Source organism: uncultured Campylobacter sp. (assembly GCF_937997535.1).
Classification (GTDB): domain Bacteria; phylum Campylobacterota; class Campylobacteria; order Campylobacterales; family Campylobacteraceae; genus Campylobacter_B.
Genome location: NZ_CALKTT010000007.1, coordinates 1 through 8653, shown reverse-complemented (window position 1 = coordinate 8653; position 8653 = coordinate 1). Strand labels below are relative to the sequence as shown.

The following is an 8653-nucleotide window of genomic DNA, read 5'->3' as shown; positions in this document are numbered from 1 at the left end:
TAGAGCTCGCGCGCGAATACCAAACGCAGATCCGCAAAATTTTAAGCCTAATCGAGACACTCAAACTGGCAAATTAGCAAGACGCATTACAGCTGAAATTTTGTACCTGCTCATTTTAGGCTAGACGGAATTTTTCGGCGAAGCATAATTTCGGCAAAAACGTAAAATTTAATCAGCAGTGCGATCTCTCAGTAGTTGCCCTAAATTTAATCAGCAATAAAATCGCTCGGCAGCCGCCTGAAATTTAAACGAGCGATATGATTAGAGATGAAAGTGCCTGTCGCGCATAAATTTGAAGCAAAACGCCTCGCCGTGTCTTATAAATAAAATTTAACGCTCCGATGCTTCCTGGAAGCGACTCTTGATTAGCTCTTCATGCCCAAAATAAAATTTGACCGCGTTTCGCATCGCAGCCTCTGGCTTTTAGTGCCAAACCCGCATAGCGGCAAAATTTAATCGGAAGCGCCGCGATGATGAAATTTAAAAGTAGATATGCAAGGACGAAATTTAAATTTAAAAACAAGTCCGCGACTAGAGTTAAATTTGACACGCAAACGGCGTTTGCAAAAGCCGCACGCTAAAAGGTATCTGCCCGAACGCATGTCGCAATGTATCAATCACAAAGTGCCGGCTCTGCACGTACGTCAAGTTCCGCCAAAATACTCGACGCGTTCCTGCATCGTCTCATAAAACACCATCGTAGGCTGGATTGTAAATTTAAATTATAAAGAATTTGGATGAGGCGAAATTTAAAATTCCGCCTCCTAAGCGGAAAGGGATTAAAGTGCCGCGTAGCGCACCATTAGGCAGGTTTGAAGCGCCGCCAGCTTATCGAGCGTGCTTTTTTGCACTTCGGAATCGACCAAAATGACCGCCAAAGCGTCCCCTCCCTCGCCTCTGCCTAAGCGGAAGTCCGCGATATTGATGTTTTCATCGGCTAGGATCGTGCTTACGGATTTGATAACGCCCGGTACGTCGGTATTTTTGAAGATTATCATCTTGCCCTTAGGCTTAAAATCGGTCTTAAATCCGCCGATATTTACGATACGCTCCTCGCTGCCGTCAAAGACCGTACCCGCGACATTTGAGATCGCCTCGTCGGTCATGATTTTTACCGCGATCTCGCTTTTATAAACACTTCGCGCAAGCTCGCCGAAGCTCGTCTCGATCCCCTTTTCATCCGCAAGAAATTTTGCATTGACATAATTTAGCGAATCGCCCAAAGAATCGTGCAGCGCGCCGACGATGGCAAAAACGAGCATCGATTTTAGATACTGCACCACCTCGCCGCTGCCCTCGATGCGAATCGATTTGATCGGGCCTTTATTGATCTGCGCCGCAAGATAGGCCATTTTCGAGACCAAATTTATATACGGCTCGATACCGCGCGGCAGATCCTCGAGCTTAAGCGGCAAATTTAAAGCGTTTGGATAGTTCAAGCCGCGCGCGGCACTGATCGCCTGCTCTGCGGCTTCCCGGGCGATATTGCTTTGCGATTCGAGAGTATTTGCGCCAAGATGCGGAGTCGCGCTTAAATTTTCGATATCCAAAAGCTCGTGATCGGTCGCAGGCTCTTTGTCGAAAACGTCGATGCCAAGATACGCGATCTTGCCGCTGCGTAGATTGTTTGCGAGTGCTTTTTCATTATACAGCCCGCCTCTAGCGCAGTTTATTAGGCGCACGCCGTCTTTCATCTTCGTTATTTGCGGCTCGCCTACCATATTTATCGTCTCTTGATTTTTCGGCGTATGAATCGTGATGAAGTCGCAAGATAAAATTTCGTCGAAATTTTTCGTATATTTTACTCCGAGCTTCGTGGCCTTCTCAGGCTCGATATAGGGATCATAGGCGATGACGTTCATCCCAAACGCAAGCGCGCGAACCCCCACGCGCGAACCGATATTTCCAAAGCCGATGATGCCGAGGCTCTTTTTATAAAGTTCGGTGCCGTACCATTTCTCGCGCTTCCAAATTCTATTAATTTTAAGATCGTTGCAAGAATTTACATATTTGCGCGCCGCATTCAGCAGATGGCACATGGTCATTTCGACCGCGGCGATGGTGTTTGCCGTAGGTACGTTCATCAAAATAATGCCGCGCTTGGAGCAGCCGTCGATATCGCAGTTATCTACACCCACACCCGCACGCACGATCGCTTTTAGCTTGGTACCGGCATTTAGAAATTTCTCATCCACCGCCGTAGAGCTTCTGGTGATCGCAACATCCGCATCACCTAAAATTCCATAAAGCTCGCTCTTGGGCACGTTCGTAGCGTCGATTACTTTAACGTCCGATTCTTGCTTAATCAGATCAAAACCGATTTTGTGGATTGCGTCGCAGACTATGATAGTTTTCATTAAATTTAACCTTTTGAAGTAGGTCCGCAAGGCGAGGATGCCTTGCGGGAGGAATTATTTATTTAGTTGATCTTTGATTAGATCCCCTAGGCTTTGCTTTTCGTCGTCGTTGCTATTGATCTCGTTTAGCACCTCGCGCTCCTTCTGATGAGCCAGCCTGCGCACGCTTAGGCGGATTCTATTTTTCTTCTCGTCGATGAAGGCGATCGCAGCCTCGATCTCGTCGCCCACTTTTAGGCTATCTACGCTTACGTTGCCAAGATCTTCCTTACGGATAAGCGCGTCTATACCGCCTCCAAGCTCGACGAAAATTCCAAACTCTTTAATATCGCGGATCTTGCCTTTTACGACATCGCCTTGATTGTGACTCTTGGCATAATCGCTAATAGGGCTATCGCCGAGCTCTTTGTGGTTTAGAGAAATTTTTTGAGTATCTTTGTCGATCTTGATGATCTTAACCTCGATCTCGTCGCCTACTTTGAATAAATTTTTGCACTTCTCGCCGCGATCCCATGAAGCGTCTTCATTATGCAAAAGCCCCTCTACGCCGTCGATCCTCACAAACGCACCAAAATTTGTAATTGTAGTGACGCTGCCTTTTAGCACATCGCCCACTTTATGCTTAGCAACGAACTCGTCAAAAGGCTTAGTGAGTAAATTTTTAAGGCTCACGCGCAATCTGCGCTCGCTAGGGTTAATCTCTACGACCTCGACGTCAAGCTCCTCGCCCTCGCTGATGAAATCTTTCGGATTTTTGATATTTTTATCCCACGAAATTTCGCTGATATGCAAAAAGCCCTCGATGTCGTTGCCAAGATCTACAAACGCGCCATAAGGCTCGATATTGCTTACTTTTACGCGGATAGTATCGCCCACTTCCAGGCTATCTTTAATCTCGTTCCAAGGATCGGGCATCGCTTCTTTGATCGAAAGAGAGAGATGCTTTTTATCGTTATCGTATTTGATAACCTTAACCGGAACCTTATCGCCCTCTTTGTAGAGCGAGCTCGGATTTACCGGGCCTTTGTATGAAATTTCGCTGTAGTGCACGAGTCCGTCCACGCCGCCTACGTCTACGAACATACCGTAGGTGGTAATCTTTTTGACGACGCCTTCGATGATGCCCTCGGTAGCGATTACTTTCTCGATCGCCTCTTTGCTTGCTTTGCGATCCTCATCAAGTAGCTTCTTACGCGATACTACGATGCTTTGTTCGTCTCTATCAACTTTAATGATCTTTACCTTGAAATTTTTACCGACGGCGCCATTGGGGTTTTTAAGCGCACTTTGCGAGCGAGGCATAAAAAATTCTACGTCGTCTGCGTTAGCGCAAACGAAACCGCCCTTATTAAACGATAGAATTTTAACGTCATAGACATTCTCTGCGCTTTCATCATAGGAGTCGATGAACGCCTTTACTTTTTCCTTCTTTAGAGCCTTTTTATACGATACGACCGGGCGACCGCCTCTGCTTCCGATAATAGCGACTTTGATGTCATCTCCTACATTAACCTGCGGGTTTCCTTGATCGTCGCTCACCTCGGCGGCATCTAAAATGCCCTCCGACTTCCTGCCTACGTCTATGAAAACCTCGCCGTCCTTAAGGGCGATAACCTTACCTGTGACGACCTCGTCGCGAGACTTCCCGGCGTCATACTCCTCTAACAATGTCGCAAAATCTTCCTCTGCGTGGTTTTGAACCTTCTCGTTCACCTCAGCCATATGCTTCCTTTAAATTTATTTGTGCTTTTTTGAAAAGAACTAAAATGCGCGATTCTAGCTAAAATTTGCTTTCGATTTGATAAATTTCTAAGAGTAAATTTGATAAGAGGGCTTATAAATTCTGCGTTAGACTTTCGATCCGAGCTACTACTTTTTTGATGATCCAATCGGGCGTGCTGGCTCCTGCGGAGATGCCGCAGAGGCTTTTGTTTTCAAACCACGAGCGCTCAAGCTCGCTTTCGTTTTCTATAAGGTAGCTGTCTTTGCAAAAATTTTGTGAAATTAAAAAAAGCTGTTTGGTGTTGGAGGAATTTTTCCCGCCTACGATTATCATTACGTCGGCCTTTTGTGATAGGCTTTTCACGGCCTCTTGATTTTCCAGCGTCGCATTGCAAATCGTATTAAAAATTCTCAGCTCCCTCGCACGCTGCATCAAAAAATCCGCGATTTTGGTAAAGCTTTCTATCTTTTTCGTAGTCTGCGAAACGAGCGCGACGCGAGTCCCGAGCTTGATTTGTAGTAGCTCCGCGGGCTCCAGCACTACGTAAACTCTTCCTTTGGCGTATGATTTCACACCCTTTACCTCGGGATGATTTTTATCGCCGAAGATTACGATATCATAGCCCTCCGCGCTCATCTTTTCTACGATCTGCTGCGGCTTAGTCACAAAGGGGCAGGTAGCGTCGATGAGCTGCTTGTTTTGCGCTTTTAGGTTTTGCAGATCGTCCTTTTGGATGCCGTGGGTGCGGATGATGAGCTTTTGCTCGTCCTTGATCTCATTAACGCCTTCTAAGGTTTTGACGCCGAAATTTTGCCTTAGCCTGTTGATCTCTTCGGCGTTATGTATCAGTTCGCCGATCGTAGCGGCCTCGCCGGCGCTTTCTGCGATCTTGATCGCACGCTTGACGCCAAAGCAAAAGCCGTAGCTTTTCGCCATCTCAATCTTCAACGCCGGCTCCGATCTGTTTTAAAATCGCGGCAAAATTCGGAAACGACGTCGCGATACAATCGCTATCTTCGATGATCATCCCCGATCTTAAACCCAAAATCGCAAAGCTCATCGCGATGCGGTGATCGCCGCACGGCGTGATGATAGCCGCGTTCGCCTCGCCGCCTTCAATCTGCCAGCCGTCCTGCAGCTCGCGCGCCTTAATACCGCAAGCGCGAAGTCCTTCGCAGGTCACTTTTATGCGGTCGCACTCTTTTACGCGCAGCTCGGCGGCATTTCTAAGCACGCTACTTCCCTGTGCACAGGCAAAAGCGATCGCAAGCGCAGGCGCTTCGTCTATCAGCCAGGAGATGTTTTCGCTCACCTCCACGGCGTGAAGCGGCGCGTAAGCAACCTCTATATCGCCGATCTGCTCGTAAATTTCGCTTGTTTTGTGAAATTTTACCTCGGCGCCCATACGTTTTAAAATTTCATACGCCTCTATGCGGGTTTTGTTTAACAGCATATTTTTTAGCACTATGCGCGAGCCCGGGGTTATCGCTGCGGCGACCGCGAAGAAAAACGCCGAGCTAGGGTCGTTTGGGATAAAAATTTCAAGCGGTTTAAGCGGCGAGCTAAGCGGCGCGACTTCGATCGCAAGTCCGTTTCGCGAAATTTGCGCGCCCATCGCTTTTAACATCCGCTCGCTGTGATCGCGGCTAAGCTCGGGCTCGCTAAACCTGCACCCGCTGCCGCGCAAGGCCGCTAAAATCAGAGCGGTCTTAACCTGCGCGGACGCAATCTTACTCGCGTATTCAAAATACCCGAGCTTCTGCCCTAGCACCGCAATCGGCGCCTTTTCGCCGCTTGCTCGTCCGTAAATTTTAGCGCCTACTTTGCAAAGCGGATCCGCAACGCGCCTCATCGGGCGCTCGCTTAGATACCGATCGCCGCATAGCACGAAAAAGCCCTCGCACCCCGCCAAAAAGCCCATAAATAGCCGCATAGCGGTGCCTGAGTTGCCGCAATCAAGCGGGACGTTAGGCTCTTTGATAACCTCCGGCGGAGTGATCAGAATTTCGCCCTCTACGCGCTGTACGCTAGCGCCCAAAAGCTCCACGATCTTTAGCGTATTTAGCGTATCCTCGGCGGCTAGATAGTTTGAAATTTTACTCGTTCCCTCCGCTAGCAGCGAAAAGATCGCCGCACGGTGCGAGATCGATTTATCCGCGGCGATATTTGAAATCTCCGCCCGCAAAGGGCCCGCTTGCGCAAAAATCCTCATCGCAACCCAAGTCCCAGCTCGCTGCTAAGCGCGGCTAAAATTTTATCGGTAAAGCCCGCCACTTCCTCGTCGCAGAGCGTTTTTTGAAGGTCTTGAAATACAAGTCTGATCGTCAGGCTCTTTGAATCACCCAGGCTTTCGTCGCTATAAAGATCGCTTGGGATAAATTCCTTTAGCGCCTCTATTTTAAGGGCGTCTATACACTGCTTAATCTGCTCGAAGCGCATTCCGCTCGGCACCAAAATGCTTAGATCGCGCGATACGCTAGGGAACTTCGAATAAACGTCCGCTACGATATTTTTAAATTTAAGCTTGGAAAAATCGATCTCGCACAGATAGCTTTTATCCAGATCGCGCCCCGCCTCTACGGCGTAATCCACGCGCCCGATAAAGCCCACTATCTCGCCGCCTTGCTCGATCTGAGCTTGCTCGAATTCGCTTAAAAATTTCAAATTTTCGCTAGGCAGCCTGACATTAAATTTACCGATGACGCTTTGGATTAAATTTGCAAAATACAAAAAATCCACTGCGGCAGGTTTTGCGCCGGCAGCGATAGAGGGCTCCGCCTTTAGTCCGCTAGCGATAAAGCCCAGTCTTAGACTCTGTTTGCCGTCCGCATCAAACACCTCTCCTAGCTCAAAAAGCTTGACGCTTCTGCGAGAATTCTTTAAATTTCGCTCAGCAGATTCCAGCAGATGATTAATCAGCGTCGGTCTTAGCGCGTCCAGCTCGCCGTTTATCGGATTTAAAATTTTAACCTTGCACGGCGCAAAGCCTAAATTTTGCAGAGCCTTTCCGTCGTCAAATACATAATGCACGCACTCGAAAAATCCCACTGCTGCCGCCTTGCTGCGAAGCTTGCGCCCGTTTTGTAAATTTACGTAGGTATCGTTTAGGCGGTTTTTTTCGTAGAAGCTTAGCGGCGCGGCGGCGATATTGTCGATGCCCACGATACGCACGATCTCCTCGCACACGTCGTGAGAATTTACGATATCGTGGCGGAAAGGCGGCACCTTGGCGGTGATTAGATCGGCTTCGACGCCCACATCAAAGCCCAGCCTTTTTAAAATTTTTACGATCTTGTCGCGTGGAATTTGCGCGCCGATCATTGAGTTTATCTCTTTTTCGCTAAAGCCCACGATAAGCGGCTCCAAAGCGTTTGAAATCTTTTGTGTGCCCGCATATAGGCTCACGGCTTTATTTTTAAGTAGCAATCTAAATAGCAGATCTAGCCCCAGCCTAAGCTTTGGCTCGCTGCCTCTACTTGAGCGATACACGTGCTCGTCGCCTTTTAGGCCTTTGTTTTCGTTTACTGCTTTGGCGATAATTAGTGGCGCGGTGTAGTTTGCCTCTAATAGCACCACTTTGCTACTGCAACACGCCTTTAGCTCCGCATCTTGGCAAATCCCTGCTACACTAAGCAATCTCTTGCCTGCATAAACGCCGAACTCGCCATTTGGCATAGGCTTTATGTCAAGCGCTACCTTGCCATCTGTGGAAGCGATCTTTTCAAAATCATAAGCGCGCAGTAACACTCCGGTAGAGTGAGTAGCGTAGTTGATGAAATTTTGCACCGCGCAGCTTTGCAAAATACCAACGCTTGCAAGACGCAAGGTCTGCTTTAAATTTAACTTCAGCTCGCCTTTGATCTCATAAGCTCGAAAAGCAAATTTAGCGCTTACCTCATCGCTTGCACGTACGCTTAAAATTCTACCGATACCAGGCGCTCCGTCGGCATCTTCAAACTCGTGCTTTTCCTTTAGCGGCAAATCAAGCGCTGCGCTTAGATCGCGCGCTATGCCTAAGATGCTAAGGCAGTCGCCGCGATTAGCGGTAAGCTCGATCTCGATAAGATCGTCGTTAAAAATTTCATACTCGCGCAGCTCCTTGCCCAGCACGAGCTCGCCGATACTGCTATCAAGTACCATAATGCCGTCATTCGTCTTGGCAAGCCCAAGCTCGGTTGCAGAGCAAATCATGCCAAAGCTCTCCACGCCGCGAAGTTTGGCAGGCTTTATCTCAAGACCGCTAGGTAGCACGGCGCCGACGAGGCTAACCGCGACATATTGCCCTGCCTCAACATTTTTCGCGCCGCAGACGATCTGCAAGCTCTGCTTACCGATATCAACCTCGCAGACATTGAGATGATCAGAATTCTCGTGACGACGCTTGCTTTTTACGAGCCCTACTACGACGCCTTTAGGAAGCGAAATTTTATCGTGAGCGTCAACCTCAAGACCGATGGAATTTAGCGTAGAAAGCAGCCTTTCGCTTGAAATTTCGCTTATGTCGATCCACTCCTGCAACCAATTTCTCGTTATTATCATTTAAACTGCTCCAATAATCTAATATCGCCTTCAA

The 8653-nt window shown here is 48.2% G+C and carries 6 protein-coding genes; all 6 read right to left on the bottom strand.

The window, feature by feature from the left end:
- Positions 1–373: 373 nt before the first annotated feature.
- Positions 374–550 (bottom strand): hypothetical protein, encoded by a 177-nt coding sequence (locus tag Q0117_RS01230; RefSeq protein ID WP_297921426.1) that lies wholly within the window; start codon positions 548–550, stop codon positions 374–376.
- A gap of 229 nt (positions 551–779) precedes the next feature.
- A complete protein-coding gene (serA, locus tag Q0117_RS01225; RefSeq protein WP_297921422.1) occupies positions 780–2357 on the bottom strand; it encodes a phosphoglycerate dehydrogenase in 1578 nt (525 codons plus the stop codon).
- Between the two features lie 54 nt (positions 2358–2411).
- Entirely contained in the window at positions 2412–4079 is a 1668-nt protein-coding gene (locus tag Q0117_RS01220; protein ID WP_297921420.1) for a 30S ribosomal protein S1, read from the bottom strand.
- A gap of 112 nt (positions 4080–4191) precedes the next feature.
- Positions 4192–5028, bottom strand: a complete 837-nt coding sequence (locus Q0117_RS01215) for a 4-hydroxy-3-methylbut-2-enyl diphosphate reductase (protein ID WP_297921417.1) — start codon at positions 5026–5028, stop codon at positions 4192–4194.
- The gene (aroA, locus tag Q0117_RS01210; RefSeq protein ID WP_297921414.1) at positions 5018–6292 is read right to left on the bottom strand and encodes a 3-phosphoshikimate 1-carboxyvinyltransferase; all 1275 of its coding nucleotides are present in this window, start codon (positions 6290–6292) and stop codon (positions 5018–5020) included. Before aroA ends, Q0117_RS01215 begins: the two co-directional genes overlap by 11 nt.
- Positions 6289–8619, bottom strand: a complete 2331-nt coding sequence (gene pheT, locus Q0117_RS01205; protein WP_297921411.1) for a phenylalanine--tRNA ligase subunit beta — start codon at positions 8617–8619, stop codon at positions 6289–6291. The genes aroA and pheT overlap by 4 nt, the downstream gene beginning before the upstream one ends.
- Positions 8620–8653: the final 34 nt, after the last annotated feature.